The sequence below is a fragment of the Crenobacter oryzisoli genome (assembly GCF_030385785.1).
GTDB classification, from domain to species: Bacteria; Pseudomonadota; Gammaproteobacteria; order Burkholderiales; family Chromobacteriaceae; genus Crenobacter_A; species Crenobacter_A oryzisoli.
The window spans coordinates 1-15,925 of the sequence record NZ_JAUEDK010000056.1 but is presented as its reverse complement, the minus strand read 5'-3'; the positions used below and the strand labels follow the sequence as shown (position 1 = coordinate 15,925).

The following is a 15,925-nucleotide window of genomic DNA, read 5'->3' as shown; positions in this document are numbered from 1 at the left end:
AGCACTATGCCGCGTCAGCGACGCGCCCCCTAGGAGTGGCCCCAATGACCATCGAGTTTTCCACCGACCCGGCCCGGCTCGACCTCGACGCGATCCACCGCTTCCTCAGCGAGGAAGCGTACTGGTCGCGCGGCCTGCCGCGGGAGGTGCTGGAGCGGGCGATCGCCGGCTCGCTGTGCGCGGCCGCTTACCAGGACGGCCGCCTGGTCGGCTTTGCCCGCGCGGTCACAGACCGCGCCACCTTCGCGTATCTGGCCGATGTGTTCATGCTGCCCGAGGCGCGCGGCCTGGGCATCGGCAAGCGCCTGGTCGCCTTCCTGCTCGACCAGCCCGAGCTGCAGGGACTGCGCCGCATGCTGCTCGTCACCGCCGATGCGCATAGCCTGTACGCCCGGTTTGGTTTCACCGAGCTGGCAGCACCGGAGCGGGTGATGGAGCGGCACGACCCGGAGGTGTACCGGCGCAAAATGTGAATGCGTCTTATTTTGGCGAACAACTGGTTACATCTGCTGACATTTCGCCTACAGACGCTGTCCGACCGGATTCGTACCATGACAAAAAATAAGGGGGCGCTTATGGCGTCGCCACACAAAGTTCAGAATCGAGCCCGGAAGGATGGATGCCATGAAACACCTGACCCTCGCGGTCGTCACCGCAGCGCTCGGCGCAGCCGCAGCGAGCGGTTACGCCGCCGATAGCCAGCCGGCCAGCCACCCGGCCATCATCGTCGCCAAGTCGGCCGAAGTGAAAATCCCGGCCAAGGACAAGGAGGTGAAGGCCCCTCCGGTCAAGCCGCATCATTACAAGCCGATCCACCATGCCAAGCTCGGTGCGAAGAAATCGCACGAGTTGCACGAGCTGAACGAGTCGGTCGAGCTGAGCGCCAAGCGGCTCACGCCGGCCGTTGCGCCAATCGCTGTGGCGTCGGTGGCCAAATAAGCGCCGATCCCGATCGTACCAAAAGTAAAAGAGGAGCCGGAGGGGCTCCTCTTTTTCGTTGCGGTGCTGGGGACCGCCGTTACTGGTTCATCCGCACCCAGCGGTGCCACTGCGCGAACAATTCCGGGTGCAGCGCGGCGATCACCGAGCGCTTCCACACCGTGTCGCTCCAGTAATAGTCGGTGTTCAACGTCGCGAGCCGCCCGCCGGCCTCCTCGAGGATCAACGCGCCGGCGGCGTAGTCCCACAGCCGCTGGCCGCCGTGCAGGTACAGGTCGTAGCGCCCGGCGGCAAGGTAACACCAGTCCAGCGTCGACGAGCCCATATTACGCTGGCTGCCGCACGGCGCCAAGCTCGCCAGGCGGCTGGCCAGCTTGCCCGAGCGCAGGTACTTCACCTCGACCCCGGCGATCGCGTCGCCGATCGGATTGACGGTCTTCTTCAAGGGTAGCGGCGTGCCGTTCAGGTAGGCACCGCAGCCACGTTCGGCGTAGAACATCTCCTTGCTGACCGGGTTGTAGATCACCCCGATCTGGCTGACGCCATCGACCATCAGCGCCACCGAGATCGCGAAGTACGGCAGGCCGTTGACGAAATTGGTGGTGCCGTCGATCGGGTCGACCACCCACAGGCCGTCGCGGTGCGCCTGCCACAGCGCCGTCTGTTCGGCCTCGGTCATCTCTTCGCCGAGCACCGGGTGGGCCAGCAGCTTGGGCAGCTGCTCGGCCAAGGCCTGCTGGCAGGCGAGATCAGCTTCGGTAAACAGCGAGCCGTCGTCCTTGCGGCTGGAACCGACGCGCAGGAAACGGGGCATCACCTCACTGTGCGCGACATCGCGCACGACGCGGATGACCTCATCGAGTACGGGCATGTTTAGGGCCTACTCCAATAGACATTCGCTTACTCCATGGCCGCCGGCGGCAGCGAGTAGCTGGCCACCGGTTCGGGTTCGGCAAAATTCAGTCGATGGCGGGTCAGGCCGATCCGGTCGAGGCTGATCAGCGTCAGCTCGTTCGTCCCGGTAAAGCGGCCGACCACGCCGGATTCGGACAACAGCGGCCGGCTCGGGCTGCGGCCGGCCACCGTCAGGCTGCCCGGCGCGACCTGCAGCAGCAGCGCGCCGCCGTTGCCCAGCGGCAGCGCCAGCCGCGAACCGTCGACCACCGGCGAGCCCTCGCGTTGCGGCGGTGGCAAGCAGCCCAGCTGCACCTCGCGGCGGCCGTCTGCGGTGATCAGCCAGGCACGGCCCTCGCCGTTGATGCGGGTGGCGGCCAGTACAAAGCGCTCGACGGCCGGCAGCCACGCCACCTGATAGCGATAGTAGCCGACGTCGTGCAGCAACTCGAACGGCGCGCCCAGGAGCTTGCCCTGCTGCGGGTCGTAGACGGCGGCGAACAGCCGGGCATGCATGGCGTTCGGCACGAAGCGCTGCCACACCAGCAGGCTGCGCGTCGGTGACGAGGCGAGCACCGGCCAGCCGTCGCGCTGGCCGACGCTGATCGGCGTGCTGTGGCGCAGGCGACCGTCGCTATCGTACACCTTCACCCGCACGTCGCGGCCAGAGCCGAGGTTGTTCTCGCCGCCGCCCTGCACCCACTCGGTCGAGTAGAACACCACGAAATCGTCGCCAGCGGCGGCGACGTGGCCGGAATGACCACCGTCCTCGACCATCTGCGGATAGCCGCGGATCGGCTTGAGCGCCGCGTCGTACACGCCGTAGCGCTGCGCGATCACATGGCGGGCGTCCCAACCGTCCTCCATCGTGATCATCAAGCGACCGGCACGGTTCACCGCCGCGCTTGCCGGCTCCTGCGCCTCGGGCCGGGCGATCAGTGCCCGGGCGCCCTGCGGCACGCCATACACGATAGGGGCATCGAACGGCATCACATAGACGTCGTGGCTCCAGCTGCCGTCGGGCTCGGCTCCCTTAGGCGGCAAGCCCGAACTCGACCAGATCAGCTGGGCCGGCCGGCCGGGCAGTTCGACTAAGCTTGCGCCGTGCTGGTACTGGCGCGGGTCGTCGTCGGCGTGCGCGACCAGCGCCAGCGAAGCGGCAAACAGGGCGGGTAGCAGGCGAGTCGTCATGCGGGACGGGCTCCGGTTGGATGGCGGCGGCAAAGCCGGCACAATACGGCCGGCGGGCAGCAGCCCTTCATTACACAGGACTTTCCACACCATGCCAAGATTCTATGTCGATACCGAGTTGCACGCCGGCCAGACGCTGGCGCTGCCGGCCGAGGTGGTGCGCCACGTCCAGGTGCTGCGCCTGGCCGCCGGCGATGCGCTGACGCTGTTCAACGGTGACGGCGGCGAGCATCCGGCGACGCTGCTCGAACTCGGTAAGCGCGACGCGCTGGTCGAGGTCGACGCCCGGCTGGACGTCAGCCGCGAGTCGCCGCTGAACATCGGTCTCGCACAGGCGATCAGCAGCGGCGACCGCATGGAGTTCACGCTGCAGAAGGGCGTGGAGATGGGGGTGAGCGTGTTCCAGCCCATCGCCAGCGCCCGGGGCGTGGTGAAGCTGTCCGGCGAGCGCGCCGACAAGCGTGTGGCACGCTGGCAGGAGATCGTGATCGCCGCCTGCGAGCAGTGCGGGCGCAACACCGTGCCCGAGGTGCGGCCCATCCTGACCCTGCCGCAATGGCTGGCCGACACGCCCGAGGCCGACGCGCGGCTGTTGCTGTCGCCGCAGGGGCGAGGCCGGCTGGCGGACCTCGCCAGCGCGCCGCGCAAGCTCTGGCTGATGGCCGGCCCTGAGGGCGGCTTCAGCGACACCGAGGAACAGGCGGCGTTCGACGCCGGCTGGGCGCCGCTGACGCTGGGCCCGCGCGTGCTGCGCACCGAGACCGCCGCACTCGCCGCGGTGGCGGCGTTGCAGACGGTGTGGGGGGATTACGCCGGGGCGTAAACCTGACCAAGGCAGTTCGTGGCGAAAGGCCCTGCGGTTTCATGAAAAAAGCCGTCTCCCTCGGGAAACGGCTTTTTGTTTTAGGCGCGCTTGCGGCTCAGACGGTGACGTCGAGACTGTTTTCCCGCCGGTACACCAGCCGCTCGCGGAACAGCTGCTCGCTGGCCGCCAAGCGCGGCGCCTGGCCCGACGCGATGGTGCGCTCGAAGTTGTAACGGTGGCCATCGTGGTTGATCCATGCCGGGATCTCCAGCCCGTCGTAGCGGCCGACGATGGTATCGGCGGCGACCACATCGGCTTCGCCCAGCGATGGCGTGACCGGCTCCGGTTCCGGCTCGGACATCGACCAGGCCGGGTCGGCCGGCTGGATGGTGTTGCGGGTGGCCATCTTCAGCCACAGCTTGAACGCCCACATCGGCAGTGCGACCCGGTGCACATGCTTGTTATTGGTAATCATGCAGGCCACCGAGAAACGGTGGCCGCAATGGCGGCAGCGTCCCTCGGCGGCGACAAACAGCCGGTCCTGCAGCACCGCGAGCTGGCCGAACATGTCAGCCGCCTCCACAACCTGGCGACAGCGCGGGCAGGGCTTGGCGAAGCGCCGCACGGAGGTACCGTTGGCGAAGGTGTGCGGCAGATAGCGGGCGATCGGGTCCTGGCGGGCCATAGGGCAGTAATGAGTCTACATGCTGAGAACGACTCCGATTATACCGCGTCTGTCGGCCTGGGCGCGTTAGAGCACGGATCGAAGGCGCCCGCGCTCACCCGCACGCCGAGTCGCTGCGTCGCGCCCGGCGCCAGCACGCGCGCATCGTCGCCGGCGTTGGCGGTCTCGACGCAGACGAAACGCGGCCAAGCGTCGTCGGGCAGGTCGGCGAGCGCCGCGGCCTTGTCGACCCACGGGTTCCACACCACACTGCTCCCCGAACCCTGCGCGGCGAGCGTCAGGACGCGCTGCCACTGCGGGTCGGCCAGCCGCAGCACCGCATCGGGGGCCGGATAGTAGATGCGGTCGGTCTCGCTGGTGAAGCGCAGCGGCGCGCCGCTGGCCGGATGGCGCCCGCCGTCGACCTTGTCGTCGTAGCCGGCGGCCTCCAAGCCGGACAGCGTCACCTCGCGGCAGTCGCCGACCGCGAAATAGCTGTGCAGTGCCTGGCTGAAACGTACCGGCGCGGTGCCGTCGTTGCGGGTGGCGAGTGTCAGCGCGAAGCCGGCTGGGCCCAGTTCCAGCGTCAGCGTTGCGGCAAGGCCGCCGTGGTGCGGGCCGGAGAGCTGCAGCGCCAGCACCCCGGCGTCGAGCCGGGCGTCATCGAGCCGCCACGGCGCGGTGCGCGCCACGCCGTGCGCCGGCTGGCCCGGGTCGTCAGGGTGCGCGCCGAACCACGGCCAGCACAGCGGCACGCCGCCGCGGATCGCCTTGCCCGCTGCGGACCGTGCCTGCGGCGACAGGTACAGCCAGGGGCGCTGGCCGGTCGGGGCGTAGCCAAGCAGCTGGCCGCCGGCGAGCGATAGCTCGGCGGCGAAGTCGGCGGTGGCGAGCGTCAGGCGCTCGCCGTGTTGGTGGGCGGTGAGGCCGGGCAGGCCGGCACAGAGGGCGAGGGCGGTCATCAGCGCTTCCGGAGACAGGCAATGGGCATAACGCTACTGCCGCCGGGGTCGGCCGGCAAGCCGACTTGATCCGCCGCAAACTGTTGTCGGGTTCTCCTTAAGGTGGAGATGGGCCGCTGACTAGAATCGGATCATGACTGCTACCCGCTCTCCCCGCTATCAGCGCATCAAGACTTACCTGCTCGATGGCATCCGCTCCCGCCAGTTCCTGCCCGGACACAAGCTCCCGCCGGAACTGGAGCTGGCGCGCACCTTTGGCGTCAGCCGCATGACGGTCAGCAAGGCGATCCGCGACCTGACCGAAGATGGCGTGCTGCTGCGCTTCGCCGGCGACGGCACCTATGTCGCCGAGAGCAAGGTCGAGGCATCGCTGGTCGACAACGGGCAGGACATCGCTGCCGAGATCGTCGCACGCGGCCATGCCTACAACGCCGAGCAGCTGTTGCTGGAGACGGTGCCGGCGGACGAGGACGTTGCCGCGCGCTTTGCCTTGCAGCCGGGCGCCCCGGTGTGCCATCTGTTGCTATTGCATCGCGAGGACGGGCTGGCGGTGCAGCTGGAGGAGCATTACTTCAACCCGCAGTGGGCGGCCGATTTCACCGAACAGGACTTCACCCGTGTCACGCCGCTTGCCTTTATCCAGCGGCGCTGCCCGCTGACCGGCTTCGAACACGCGGTCTGGGCGGTGCTGCCGAACCTGGCCGAGCAGTATCGCCTCGGCATCCCGAGCGATGAGCCTTGCCTGCTGGTGATCCGACTCGTCTGGTCACACCACCGGCTGGTCAGCTTCGTGCGGCTTTTGCACCCGGGCAGTCGCTACATGCTGCACGCGAGAGCCGGCATCGGTTGAGCTGGCGCCAGACCGGTTCCGACAACGACATCGCCCCGGGGCGCATTACGCGCCGCCGGGGCGGTGTCTATTCGCTTGGCTTTGCGTGGCCCCGGCGCCGCTAACGAAACCCGGCGCAGCGATCCCGGGTAGCCGGTGCAACAACGCCGGGAGGGTGTGGTTCGCGGCGCTCAGTATGCCATCTGCCCGGGGGGCAGGCGCAGCGCCCGGGTCAGCGCTGCCAACAGGCGCCAGCCGTCCGGCCAGACCCGGTGGCCGGAGTCGACGTTGATGTGGCCGGCTTCGGCCAGCCAGTGCACCGGCGCCCCCCAGGCCAGCGCCATCTCCTGCGCGCGGCTGGCGTGGCAGAACGGGTCGTTGGTGCTCGCGACGACCAGCGCCGGGAACGGCAGCCGTTCGCGCGGGATCGGGCCGAATTCGGCCAGCGTCGCCGGTGCGGCGGCGCGCTCGACGTCGGCCGGTGCGACCAGCAGGGCGCCGGCCAGCCCCTTGTGGTGGCGCTGCGCATAGTGCGCCACCGCGATGCAGCCCAGGCTGTGCGCCACCACCACCACCGGGCGGCTCGCCGTCGCCACCGCCTGTTCCAGCCCGGCCAGCCAGTCGTCCAGCCGCGGTTCGTCCCAGTCGTGGTTCTCCACCCGGCGCGCGCCCAGCGCCCGCTGCCAGTGGCTTTGCCAATGGTCGTCCGGCGAGTTCTTCCAGCCGGGCTGGATCAGGTACTCGACGCTGTCGGGCAGGGTGAACATGGTGGGCTCCTCAATCGCTATCTGGCCCCACTGTAATGCAATCCATATATATCTTGAAGTGATTTAAATTTAATATTAAATGCAATAGAGGAATATTGAAATGACAATGGCTAAAACTTTTTTGTTATCAATAAGTAAATTTTAATCATTTCAAATTATATGCGGCGTGAATTTAGACTGCGTCCAACGCTCGGGTCGGCCTGGACTCGGGGCCTGCTTGTCACTGCCCTCTGGAGAGAAAAACATGACGCTGAATCTTCGCCGCACGCTACTCGCCGCTACCCTGGTGGGGCTGACCTTCACCGCCTCGGCCCAGCAACTGCTCAACGTGTCCTACGACCCGACCCGTGAGCTCTACCAGGACGTCAACAAGGCGTTCAACGCCGCCTGGCAGAAACAGGGCAACCCGGCGCTGGAGATCAAGACCTCGCACGGCGGCTCGGGCAAGCAGTCGCGTTCGATCATCGACGGCCTGGAAGCCGACGTCGCGACGCTGGCGCTCGCCTATGACATCGACGCGCTGGCCGACCACGGCCTGCTGGCACACAACTGGCAGACCCGGCTGGCCCACAACAGCGCGCCGTACACCTCGACCATCGTGTTCCTGGTGCGCAAGGGCAACCCGAAGGCTATCCGCGACTGGGGCGATCTGGTCAAGCCGGGCGTGCAGGTGATCACCCCGAACCCCAAGACCTCGGGCGGCGCGCGCTGGAACTACCTGGCGGCCTGGGGCTACGCGCTGAAGAAGAACAACGGTAACGAGGCGAAGGCGCGCGAGTACGTGGCCGAGCTGTTCAAGCACGTGCCGGTGCTCGACTCCGGCGCACGCGGTGCGACGATCACTTTCGTGCAGCGTGGCTTGGGCGACGTGCTGCTCGCTTGGGAAAACGAGGCGATCCTGTCGCAGAAGGAGCTGGGCCCGGACAAGTTCGACATCGTGACCCCGTCGGTGTCGATCCTGGCCGAGCCCTCGGTGGCGGTGGTCGACAAGAACGTCGACAAGCACGGCACCCGCAAGGCGGCCGAGGCCTACCTGAAGTTCCTGTACACGCCGGAGGGCCAGGAGATCGCCGCACAGAACTACTACCGTCCGCGCGATCCGAAGGTGGCCGCCAAGTACGCCGCGCAGTTCCCGAAAGTGAAGCTGTTCACACTGAACGAGACCTTCGGCGACTGGCGCCGCGCGCAGGCCAAGCACTTCAACGACGGCGGGGTGTTCGACCAGATCAGCGAGAAGAAGTAAGGCGCGAGCGCACGCCCACGGCCGGACGATCCCCGTCCGGCTTTTTTCATGCGTGGTGCGTCGGCCACAACGTCACGGTCGCGCGCTTGCGGGCGGCAGAGCAGCGGCGTATAAGCGATGTTGCGTCGCAACAAAAGCGGAGCGATACCATGGTCACCCCATTCTCGCCGCTGGCCTTGCCACCGCGTTTCGTGGCCTGCTGGGCGGCACAACTGCGAAGCTGCCAGAGCTTTGTGCGTTCGCAATGTTTCTTCACCGGCCGGGTATTGCTGGGTCCAGCCCCGTGGCCGGACAAGCTCGGCCGACTCGGTCGGCGCCACTACGCCGATACGCTGGCCTGGGCCTACGACTGCACCGACGCCGGCTGCCGCTTGCAGCACGAGGCGCTGGTGTCGCTGTCCGATCTCGGTCTACCGGACGGCTGGCTGGCACTCTGGCTGCGCTTCGACGAGCGCCGCCACCGCGCGCTGCTGGCCGGCTACTTGACCGGTGCGCGCGCCATGCTGCACTGAGCGGCCGTCTGCCTCGTTCGGCCGCTTTGTTCTCCGACGATGACCGCCTGACGGTCATCGTTGTGGTGATATACGATCGATAGCGCGCAAATTCGTCAGGAACGACGAAATTGACGCCTGATCAGCGCTTTTTTATCCGAAAGTCTGCGCAGGTCGGATGGCCTGTGTTATGTTCCGCCCGTCATTTCCACATGGAGTTCCTGACTTGGACAGTTGTTTTAGTAATGGTCCCAGGCCGTACGCGGCCAACCTCGTCCAGGCATAGGTAACGACAGTCTCCTCTGCCGCTGCCCGTGTCGGACACGGGCAGCGGCGTTCGAGCCGGCCATCCGGTCGGCTCCACACTCCCCCTTAAAGAAAAGACCATTTGTAAATCGATCCTCACGGTTGACACCCGCGTGACGCCCGATGCGTCGCCTTGTCGCCGCCGACGAGGGGCGTCGGTGTGTGCTTGCCCGTTGGGGCCGGTGCACACGGGTGCACATGGATTTGCTTAATCCGAGTCTTACGCCTGCCGCATCGTGCGGGTCGGCACCGTTTCGGCCACCTTGGTCCGGTTTACCGGCAGGCTTGGCCGAATCCACCAATAATCACAACGATGCTTTTGGCATCTCTGTTTGCTTTTAGAAAGGGGACGATCATGACGCTGGACGTGATCCGCAACTTCCATCCTTGGCTGCTGCTCAACACGCTGATCTGCCTGGCTGTCGCGTTTCTGCTCGGCTCGGTCATCGGCTACGAGCGCCAGTACCGCCAGCGCACCGCCGGGTTGCGCACCAACGCGCTAGTGGCGGTCGGCGCGGCAGTATTCGTCGACCTGGCCAGCCGGCTGGCCGGGCCGGACGGCGCGACCCGGGTGGTCGCCTACGTGGTGTCCGGCGTCGGCTTCCTCGGTGCCGGCGCGATCATGAAGGAGGGGCTGAATGTGCGCGGCCTCAACACCGCCGCCACGCTGTGGGGCTCGGCGGCAGCCGGTGCCTGCGCCGGCGCCGCGCTGATTGGCGAAGCGGTGCTGGCTGCGCTGTTCGTGTTGGCGGCCAACACCCTGTTGCGTCCGCTTGCCAACGCGATCTATCGCAGCCCGATTGACGATGCGGCCAGCGAACTCACCTACATCCTGTGCGTGATCGCCAGCCGCACCGAGCAGAAAACCGCGCTGGCGGCGATGGAGGCGATGCTCGAGACCGCCAATTACCCGGTGGCTGACCTCGACGTGCTGCCGTTCGGCGATGACGACGTCGAGATCAACGCGACACTACAGGCCACCTCGGTCGATTCGGGCGTGCTCGACCGCATCGTCGGTCGGCTGGTCAGCCACGATTTCATCAGCCAGGCGTTCTGGAACCCGAGTACGACGGAGTGATCCATCCTAGGTGGGCAGAAGAGGGGCATGATCAAGGGAGCCGAGTGGCTCCCTTTTTCATTGATGTCAGGGGCCGGGTTTCCGCTCATATGCTGCAGCAGGCGCGCTTCGACTTCTTCAGCCACCCGCTGCGCCTGGTCCTGTTCGGACTCGTCGCGTTCGGCCTGTTCGGCCACTTCGTCTACTCGCAGCGCCGCCACCCGACGCCGCGGCTGAATATGCGGCTCTTGGGCAACGCAATGTTCGCCAGTGGGCTGTGGTTCTACTTCATGTACTACCTGCTGACCACAGCGTTCAGCTACCTGTTCCCGCAGTTCGCCGAGCACGGCCTCGGCATCGACCTGACCGAGGTCGGCTGGCTGATGACGTTCTCGTCGCTGATCGGCGTGGCGTTCAGCCTGTACTTCCTCGACATCATGAAGAAGGTGCGCCGCCGCAGCACGTTGGTGCTGGCGGGCTTTGTGGTGTTCGGCCTCGCCTGTCTGTGGGCGACCTGGTTGCCGGCCGAGGTCGAGTCGGTCGACCTGCTGCCAATGCTGCTCTTGCGCAGCACGCTGACTGTGCTGATCGCGCTGCCGCTCGCCGGTATGACATATATCTTCCTGCAGGGCCACGAGTTCAGCCACGGTTACCGCACCCGCTACATCGTACGCAGCCTGTCGATGTCGTTCGGCACCACGCTCGGCACGGTGCTGCTGCAGAACCGCCAGGCACAGCAGGGGGTAAATCTGGCCGCCAGCGTCAACCCGGCCAATCACGCGGTGACCGAGTGGCTCGCCACGCTGCAGCGCCACTTCGAGATGGCCGGCTATACGGCGGCCGAAAGCCACGGCGCGGCGCTAGCCGTGCTGCAGCGTACGGCGAGCCAGGACCTGTTCTATCTATTAGCGGCGCTCGGCATGGTGGCGTTCCTGATCGCGCTGATCCAGCGCCGGCTGAGTTAGCGACTCAACGCGCCGGTTCATGATCCTTTCATAGGATCATGAACCGGCTCCAGGGGTTCGGTCATCATCGTCGGGCACGCGGCGGCCAGCCGCGCCGCCAATGCCTGTCCCAGCGGCGACAAGCCGGGGCGGTGCTGTAGCGACAGCTCCATCACCTCGATAACCGGCAGGCCGTTGTCCGGCTCCAGCACCCGGTGGCTGGCCAAGAGCGCGCGGCGCGGGATCAGGCTGACACCAAGGCCGTCGCCGACCGCTGCACACAGGCTGGTCAGGCTGGTGCTGCAGTAGCTGATGCGCCAGTGCCGGCCCAGCACCTCGAGCGCGTGGATCATCTCGTTGCGGTACAGGCCGCCGGGCGGAAACACCGCCAGCGGCAGCGGCTCGATGCCGAACGCCGGGTGCGCCAGGCTGTCGATCCACACCAGGGGCTCGGGCCACGCGGCGACGCTGGCTCGCTGCCCGGTCAGCTGCTTCACCAGAATCAGGTCGAGTTCGCCGGCGTCGTACAGGCGCTGCAGTTCGCCGCTCAGCCCGCTGGTCACCTCGAGGCGCAGCCCCGGGTGGTCTCGGCCGAAGCGCGCCAGCAGCGGCGTCAGTCTGCCGGCAGCGAAGTCCTCCGGCAGGCCCAGCCGCAGTACTTCATCGTGCGGCGCGTCGCCGAACAGATCGGCCGCCTCGTCGGCCAGGCTCACCAGCCGGCGCGCGTAGCCGAGCAGGCGCTCGCCGTCCTCGGTCGGTCGCACATAGCGCGGGCCGCGATCGAGCAGCGTCCGGCCGACCGTCTCCTCGAGCCGGCGGATCTGTTGGCTGACGGTCGACTGGGTCAAATGCAGACGCTCGGCGGCGCGGGTGAAGCTCGCGCAGTCGACCACCGCGACGAAGCTCTTGAGCAAGGTCAGATCGAGCATGGTGTTATCAGTATGGATGCCACTAGTAGCCATTCAATCATTTCATTTCTCACTAGCCAAGTAGCTCCTTACCATCTTTAAAGAGCCGCTAACAAAACCCAGCGCAGCGATCCTGGTTAGGCGCGCTGCCGCAGACAGTACAAGTAGTACGGCAAGGCAGCGCAACAACGCTAGGAGGGTTTTAGTAGCGGCTTTAAATGGCAATAGGGAGACTCGGCAAATGGAACAGATAGAGCAATGGTTGGCGCGGGCGATCACGCTCGCAGCGCAGAACGCCGCCGACGGCGGACGGCCGTTTGGCGCGGTGCTGGTGCGCGACGGCGAGGTATTGGCCGAAGGCGTCAACCGGATCGCCGCCACGCACGAGCCGAGCGCGCACGCCGAGCTCCTGGCGATCCGCCAGGCGTGCACCGCCTTGCAAACGCCGCGCCTTGACGGCGCGGTGATGTACGCCAGCGGCCAGCCCTGCCCGATGTGCTTGGCGGCGATGCATCTGGCCGGCGTCAGCCGCGTCTACTACGCGTACTCGAACGAGGACGGCGCCTCCTACGGCCTGTCGACCGCGGCGCTGTACGCCGAGCTCGCCAAGCCCTTGGCCGAGCAGTCGCTGCCGGCGCACTATCGGCCGGTGCGCCCGACCGGCGTCGACCTGTACCGGGGCTGGGCAGAGGGGGTACGGCATGCTTGAGGGTACCTTGGCATCGCCCCGCGCCCGTCGCGGCGGCGCCTTGCTGCTGGCCGCGCTGGTGCTGGTGGCGCTGAACCTGCGCCCGACGCTGACCTCGGTCAGCCCCCTGCTCGGTGACATCCGCGCCGCCACCGGCATGCCGTTCAGGCTCGCCTCGCTGCTGACCACCTTGCCGGTGCTGGCGATGGGGCTGTTCGCGCTGGCCGGTGGCCGGGTCAGCCGCACGATCGGCGACCGGCACGGCGTCGCGCTGGGCCTCGTGGTGATCGCTGCCGCTTGCGCCTGGCGCTGGAGCTCCGCCGGCAGCGGTGCGCTAATCGGCAGCGCCGCGCTCGCCGGCGTCGGCGTCGCGCTGATCCAGGCGCTGCTGCCCGGCGTGATCAAGCACAACTACCTGCCGAGGCTGGCGCTGACGATGGGGCTCTATTCGGCGTCCATCATGGGTGGTGGCGGGCTCGGCGCGGTGGTGAGCCCCTACACGGCGCACCTGGCGGGCGACTGGCACGTCGGCCTCGGCATCTGGGCGCTGCCGGCGGCCGCGGCGCTCATGGCGTGGTACGCGGTACCCGGCCAGATGCCGGAGGCGGCCGCAGCCGGCCGCGGGCTGGAGCCGCTGCTGCGCAACCGTCGTGCTTGGCTGTTGGCGCTGTACTTCGGCCTGATCAACGGCGGCTATACCAGTATGGTGGCGTGGCTGCCACCGTTCTTCGTGCAACGCGGCCTCACCGCGCAGCACGCCGGCAGCCTGCTCGGCCTGATGACCGCCGCACAGGTGGTGGCAGCGCTGACGCTGCCGGCACTGGCGCTGAGGAGTGCCGACCGCCGCCCTTGGTTGGCGTTCGGCCTGCTGCTGCAGCTCACCGGCTTCATCGGCCTGCAGCTCTATCCCGACACGTTGCGCTGGCTGTGGGTGGTCGTGACCGGCTTCGGCCTGGGCGGCTGCTTTGCGCTCTGCCTGATCCTGACGCTCGACCATTTGCACGAGCCACGCCGCGCCGGCGAGCTGGCAGCGTTCGTGCAGGGGGTCGGTTTCATCATCGCCGCACTCGCACCGTTCGCGATTGGCTGGATCCGCGACGTCAGCGGGGGCTTCGGCGCTGGCTGGCTGCTGTTGACCGTATCGGCGGCGGCGATGCTGGGGGTGACTACGCGCTACGCGCCGCAGGGCTACTCGGCGGCGATGCGCGGCCTGGGCGCGAATAAGAACCGCTAATGAATCCTGCTGCAGCGTTGCGCCTCCTTGCCTGCCGCACTACCTGTACTGTCTACATCGGCGCACCTTGCAGCAGACGTTGCACTGAATTTTGTTAGCGGCGCTAAAACGTTGCGCTGCTAAACTGTCACGGCCGGTATGGAATGCTCCGCCGGGCAAGATTCGACAACCCGGTTCCGCTCAGGCGGGGAACCGGTCTCACCCGCCGCCTCATCGGCCCGCCCAGACTTGGCCGGCGCACGGCCCACTCTTATGAACGACGCTGCAATGACATCCACCCCACATCACCTGTCCCGGCCACTGGTCCTGCTGTTCGCTATCGCGTGCGGCACGATCATCGCCAGCCTCTATTACTCGCAGCCACTGCTCGCCACCATCGCTCACAGTTTCGGCCGCCAGCCGGCCAGCGTCGGCTATCTGGTGACGCTGACGCAGATCGGCTACGCGATTGGCCTGGTGCTGGTCGTACCGCTCGGCGACGCGCTCGACCGGCGCCGGCTGATCGTCGGCCTGCTGGCCGCCAGCGTAGGCGCGCTACTGATCGCCGCGATGAGCCCAGGCTTCACCGCGTTCGCATTTGCGAGCGTGCTGGTCGGCATGAGCTCGTGCTCGGCGCAACTCCTGGTGCCGTTCGCCGCGTCCCTGGCCGACGAGCGCCAACGCGGCCGGGTGGTAGGCACGGTGATGAGCGGCCTGTTGCTCGGTATCCTGCTGGCGCGCACCGTGTCCGGGCTGATCGCCGAGCTGGCCGGCTGGCGCGCGGTGTATGTGGTCGCGGCCGGGCTGGTCGCGTTGCTGACCGTGGCGCTGGCGCGCGCGCTGCCGCGCGACGCGCGCGACATCGAGTTCCATTACGGCACGCTGTTGAAATCCTTGGGCACGCTAATCCGTAAAGAGCCGGCGCTGCGCGAGCGCTCGCTGTACGGCGCGCTGGCGTTCGCCTGCTTCAGCGTGTTCTGGACTGGGTTGACCTTCCTGCTCAGCCAGCCGCCGTACGGTTTCTCCGAAGGCGAGATCGGCGCGTTCGGCCTCGCCGGTGCCGCCGGCGCCCTGTCGGCCGGCTTCGCCGGACGCCTCGCCGACCGCGGGCGCGGCGGGGTGGCGACGGTGCTGTGCAGCGGTTCGATCCTGCTGTCGTTTGCGCTGATCGCGCTCGGCGCGCACTCACTGGTAGCGCTGCTCGCCGGCGTGCTGCTGCTCGACATCGGCGTACAGGGCCTGCACATCTCCAATCAGAGCGTGATCTACACGCTGGCACCGGAGATGCGCAGCCGCATCACCACCGTCTACCTGACCAGCTACTTCATCGGTGGTGCGGCCGGCTCGAGCGCGGCGAGCGTCGCGTACGCGGCGGCGGGCTGGTACGGGGTGTGTCTGGCTGGGGCCGGGTTTGCCGGGGTGTTGTGCGTGTGGCAGCTGGCACGGGCACCACGACGGAGGCTGGCGGCTCAGCGCGGCTGAGGGTGAGGGAAGAAGCGGCCGGTTGGCCGCTTTTTTCATGGGCGGAGCGGGGTTGTATTCGTTTTTGGAGCGTGGTGGTGTCTTTGCACTGCCGAGCGGTCGTCAAGTAGCCAAGTAGACTACGGTATTGGCTGCCACTCGATAGGACAGGTAAAGCACAGCGCTCCAGAGCTCAAACAGATCCGCAGTTCCTTGGTTTGGTTTTCTAGAGCACGCTATCGAGCAGGAGTCTGATTCCTGTTCACGACTCACGTCGCTCGGATAATGGGGCTTTCGTATTGGGCGATTAGCCCAGCCTGAAAGATCGTGAGCAGGTTCTCAGGGGTATTATTTATAATAATTTTGACAAATCAATGACTTAGCAATTAGCCAGCTTTTTTATGGCGAAAGGTATTGACGTCGCCTGGGTCGTGGCGTATAGTTCGCCTCCTCTGCTGCTGACCCAGCAACGCCACGAAGCGACGCCGTCAGCAACAACCGCTCTTTAACAGCACGAACAACCGATAGGTGTGAGAGCCTGGATTGATCAGGAGCTCATGCCG

Annotated in this window: 17 protein-coding genes; 11 read left to right on the top strand and 6 right to left on the bottom strand. The window is 66.8% G+C overall.

The window, feature by feature from the left end:
• Positions 1-44 precede the first annotated feature (44 nt).
• Together QU481_RS20310 and QU481_RS20305 are read left to right on the top strand one after the other, a co-directional pair.
• Positions 45-473, top strand: coding sequence for a GNAT family N-acetyltransferase (locus QU481_RS20310; protein ID WP_289831835.1), 429 nt, complete (start codon positions 45-47; stop codon positions 471-473).
• A gap of 151 nt (positions 474-624) precedes the next feature.
• The gene (locus QU481_RS20305; protein WP_289831834.1) at positions 625-939 is read left to right on the top strand and encodes a hypothetical protein; all 315 of its coding nucleotides are present in this window, start codon (positions 625-627) and stop codon (positions 937-939) included.
• Positions 940-1,018: 79 nt separating this feature from the next.
• Here the strand turns inward: QU481_RS20305 and QU481_RS20300 are convergent, their stop codons facing one another.
• The gene (locus QU481_RS20300; protein ID WP_289831833.1) at positions 1,019-1,810 is read right to left on the bottom strand and encodes an inositol monophosphatase family protein; all 792 of its coding nucleotides are present in this window, start codon (positions 1,808-1,810) and stop codon (positions 1,019-1,021) included.
• Positions 1,811-1,839: 29 nt separating this feature from the next.
• Positions 1,840-3,024: a hypothetical protein gene (locus QU481_RS20295; RefSeq protein WP_289831832.1), complete on the bottom strand. Its 1,185-nt coding sequence runs from the start codon at positions 3,022-3,024 to the stop codon at positions 1,840-1,842.
• A 91-nt stretch (positions 3,025-3,115) separates the two neighbouring features.
• Between QU481_RS20295 and QU481_RS20290 the strand changes: the two genes are divergently transcribed.
• On the top strand, positions 3,116-3,847 hold the full coding sequence (locus QU481_RS20290; RefSeq protein WP_289831831.1) for a 16S rRNA (uracil(1498)-N(3))-methyltransferase: 732 nt from the start codon (positions 3,116-3,118) through the stop codon (positions 3,845-3,847).
• A 97-nt stretch (positions 3,848-3,944) separates the two neighbouring features.
• On the opposite strand, the gene QU481_RS20285 is transcribed toward QU481_RS20290, so the two are convergent.
• Positions 3,945-4,514, bottom strand: a complete 570-nt coding sequence (locus tag QU481_RS20285; protein ID WP_289831829.1) for a hypothetical protein — start codon at positions 4,512-4,514, stop codon at positions 3,945-3,947.
• A 38-nt stretch (positions 4,515-4,552) separates the two neighbouring features.
• Complete coding sequence (locus tag QU481_RS20280; protein WP_289831828.1) at positions 4,553-5,455, bottom strand: D-hexose-6-phosphate mutarotase; 903 nt, start codon at positions 5,453-5,455, stop codon at positions 4,553-4,555.
• Between the two features lie 133 nt (positions 5,456-5,588).
• Here QU481_RS20280 and hutC point away from each other — a divergent pair, with 133 nt between their 5' ends.
• Positions 5,589-6,305, top strand: coding sequence for a histidine utilization transcriptional repressor HutC (hutC, locus tag QU481_RS20275; RefSeq protein ID WP_289831827.1), 717 nt, complete (start codon positions 5,589-5,591; stop codon positions 6,303-6,305).
• 170 nt (positions 6,306-6,475) lie between these two features.
• Here the strand turns inward: hutC and QU481_RS20270 are convergent, their stop codons facing one another.
• Positions 6,476-7,051, bottom strand: coding sequence for an RBBP9/YdeN family alpha/beta hydrolase (locus tag QU481_RS20270; protein WP_289831826.1), 576 nt, complete (start codon positions 7,049-7,051; stop codon positions 6,476-6,478).
• Between the two features lie 244 nt (positions 7,052-7,295).
• Between QU481_RS20270 and QU481_RS20265 the strand changes: the two genes are divergently transcribed.
• From QU481_RS20265 to QU481_RS20250, 4 genes are all read left to right on the top strand, one after another.
• Entirely contained in the window at positions 7,296-8,294 is a 999-nt protein-coding gene (locus tag QU481_RS20265; protein ID WP_289831824.1) for a sulfate ABC transporter substrate-binding protein, read from the top strand.
• 149 nt (positions 8,295-8,443) lie between these two features.
• On the top strand, positions 8,444-8,806 hold the full coding sequence (locus QU481_RS20260; protein ID WP_289831822.1) for a hypothetical protein: 363 nt from the start codon (positions 8,444-8,446) through the stop codon (positions 8,804-8,806).
• A 640-nt stretch (positions 8,807-9,446) separates the two neighbouring features.
• On the top strand, positions 9,447-10,169 hold the full coding sequence (locus QU481_RS20255) for an MgtC/SapB family protein (RefSeq protein WP_289831821.1): 723 nt from the start codon (positions 9,447-9,449) through the stop codon (positions 10,167-10,169).
• An 89-nt stretch (positions 10,170-10,258) separates the two neighbouring features.
• Entirely contained in the window at positions 10,259-11,113 is an 855-nt protein-coding gene (locus QU481_RS20250; RefSeq protein WP_289831820.1) for an MFS transporter, read from the top strand.
• A gap of 17 nt (positions 11,114-11,130) precedes the next feature.
• Here the strand turns inward: QU481_RS20250 and QU481_RS20245 are convergent, their stop codons facing one another.
• Entirely contained in the window at positions 11,131-12,054 is a 924-nt protein-coding gene (locus QU481_RS20245; protein WP_289831819.1) for a LysR family transcriptional regulator, read from the bottom strand.
• Positions 12,055-12,241: 187 nt separating this feature from the next.
• On the opposite strand from QU481_RS20245, the gene QU481_RS20240 reads away from it, so the two are divergent.
• The 3 genes from QU481_RS20240 (at position 12,242) to QU481_RS20230 (ending at position 15,383) form a co-directional block, all read left to right on the top strand.
• On the top strand, positions 12,242-12,709 hold the full coding sequence (locus QU481_RS20240; protein WP_289831818.1) for a nucleoside deaminase: 468 nt from the start codon (positions 12,242-12,244) through the stop codon (positions 12,707-12,709).
• On the top strand, positions 12,702-13,922 hold the full coding sequence (locus QU481_RS20235) for a cyanate transporter (protein WP_289831817.1): 1,221 nt from the start codon (positions 12,702-12,704) through the stop codon (positions 13,920-13,922). The genes QU481_RS20240 and QU481_RS20235 overlap by 8 nt, the downstream gene beginning before the upstream one ends.
• A gap of 267 nt (positions 13,923-14,189) precedes the next feature.
• Positions 14,190-15,383 (top strand): MFS transporter, encoded by a 1,194-nt coding sequence (locus tag QU481_RS20230; RefSeq protein WP_289831816.1) that lies wholly within the window; start codon positions 14,190-14,192, stop codon positions 15,381-15,383.
• The last annotated feature ends 542 nt before the right edge of the window (positions 15,384-15,925 follow it).

What these genes read in the sequence shown, in the direction of transcription:
- QU481_RS20310 (WP_289831835.1), top strand. Translation starts at nt 45, where the DNA reads ATGACCATCGAGTTTTCCACCGACCCGGCCCGGCTCGACCTCGACGCG.
- QU481_RS20305 (WP_289831834.1), top strand. Translation starts at nt 625, where the DNA reads ATGAAACACCTGACCCTCGCGGTCGTCACCGCAGCGCTCGGCGCAGCC.
- QU481_RS20300 (WP_289831833.1), bottom strand. Translation starts at nt 1,810, where the DNA reads ATGCCCGTACTCGATGAGGTCATCCGCGTCGTGCGCGATGTCGCGCAC.
- QU481_RS20295 (WP_289831832.1), bottom strand. Translation starts at nt 3,024, where the DNA reads ATGACGACTCGCCTGCTACCCGCCCTGTTTGCCGCTTCGCTGGCGCTG.
- QU481_RS20290 (WP_289831831.1), top strand. Translation starts at nt 3,116, where the DNA reads ATGCCAAGATTCTATGTCGATACCGAGTTGCACGCCGGCCAGACGCTG.
- QU481_RS20285 (WP_289831829.1), bottom strand. Translation starts at nt 4,514, where the DNA reads ATGGCCCGCCAGGACCCGATCGCCCGCTATCTGCCGCACACCTTCGCC.
- QU481_RS20280 (WP_289831828.1), bottom strand. Translation starts at nt 5,455, where the DNA reads ATGACCGCCCTCGCCCTCTGTGCCGGCCTGCCCGGCCTCACCGCCCAC.
- hutC (WP_289831827.1), top strand. Translation starts at nt 5,589, where the DNA reads ATGACTGCTACCCGCTCTCCCCGCTATCAGCGCATCAAGACTTACCTG.
- QU481_RS20270 (WP_289831826.1), bottom strand. Translation starts at nt 7,051, where the DNA reads ATGTTCACCCTGCCCGACAGCGTCGAGTACCTGATCCAGCCCGGCTGG.
- QU481_RS20265 (WP_289831824.1), top strand. Translation starts at nt 7,296, where the DNA reads ATGACGCTGAATCTTCGCCGCACGCTACTCGCCGCTACCCTGGTGGGG.
- QU481_RS20260 (WP_289831822.1), top strand. Translation starts at nt 8,444, where the DNA reads ATGGTCACCCCATTCTCGCCGCTGGCCTTGCCACCGCGTTTCGTGGCC.
- QU481_RS20255 (WP_289831821.1), top strand. Translation starts at nt 9,447, where the DNA reads ATGACGCTGGACGTGATCCGCAACTTCCATCCTTGGCTGCTGCTCAAC.
- QU481_RS20250 (WP_289831820.1), top strand. Translation starts at nt 10,259, where the DNA reads ATGCTGCAGCAGGCGCGCTTCGACTTCTTCAGCCACCCGCTGCGCCTG.
- QU481_RS20245 (WP_289831819.1), bottom strand. Translation starts at nt 12,054, where the DNA reads ATGGCTACTAGTGGCATCCATACTGATAACACCATGCTCGATCTGACC.
- QU481_RS20240 (WP_289831818.1), top strand. Translation starts at nt 12,242, where the DNA reads ATGGAACAGATAGAGCAATGGTTGGCGCGGGCGATCACGCTCGCAGCG.
- QU481_RS20235 (WP_289831817.1), top strand. Translation starts at nt 12,702, where the DNA reads ATGCTTGAGGGTACCTTGGCATCGCCCCGCGCCCGTCGCGGCGGCGCC.
- QU481_RS20230 (WP_289831816.1), top strand. Translation starts at nt 14,190, where the DNA reads ATGACATCCACCCCACATCACCTGTCCCGGCCACTGGTCCTGCTGTTC.